Consider the following 680-nt stretch of genomic DNA (forward strand, 5'->3'; position numbering starts at 1 on the left):
ACTTTCATGATCTCCTCTACGGTCATGTATTCCACTTGAGAGCCACCGCCCTGCAGCTGCGCCACAGCGTAGACACCCAGCACACCACCACGGTCACCATTCAGGCGTGGCTTGTGGATAACCCGGGTTTCGGTGCCATAGAGCAGATCGAACTCATCAGCAGCAAAGACCACACGGGCGTCGATATTGACGATGGCACCGGAACGACGAGCCAGGGCAAGCATGCCCCGATAGCCCAGCATGAACTGGCATTCAAGCCCCCCGACTTTCTTGTTATAGAACGGGATGAGATAGCAGTGACCCAACGCAGAGCCGGGCTCCAGACCCAGCTGCGCCGATTGGATCACCGCGCCCAGCAAAGAGGCCTGCGAGCATTCCCGCAGTTTCGGCGTCTTGCGAATTTCGGTCATGCAGACATTCAGCAGACGCTCCGGTGTGAGCGGCGTATTTTCCAGTGATTGAGCTATCGTGTTTTTGTTTTGACGCAAGAGGTCTTTGATGGTGAGCTGGCCACCGTCAGCGGCCTTTTCTTTTTTTGGTACCGGCTGCTTTGCCGGTGTTTTTTTAGCATTCCCTGCCATAACAGAACTCCTTATTCAGGCAGACGATTAAGCGGCTCGTGCCCATTCAGGCAACTCGATGGTGCAGAATTCGTCGGGATAGCCCGGCCAGATTCCAGA

The 680-nt window shown here is 55.4% G+C and carries 1 protein-coding gene; it reads right to left on the reverse strand.

The features are described from left to right. Positions 1-581 (reverse strand): recombinase RecT (locus tag AK963_RS30140; RefSeq protein WP_175404769.1); only part of this gene is annotated, 581 nt, incomplete at its 3' end. Between the last annotated feature and the right edge of the window lie 99 nt (positions 582-680).

The sequence above is a fragment of the Endozoicomonas atrinae genome, from assembly GCF_001647025.1.
GTDB lineage: Bacteria > Pseudomonadota > Gammaproteobacteria > Pseudomonadales > Endozoicomonadaceae > Endozoicomonas > Endozoicomonas atrinae.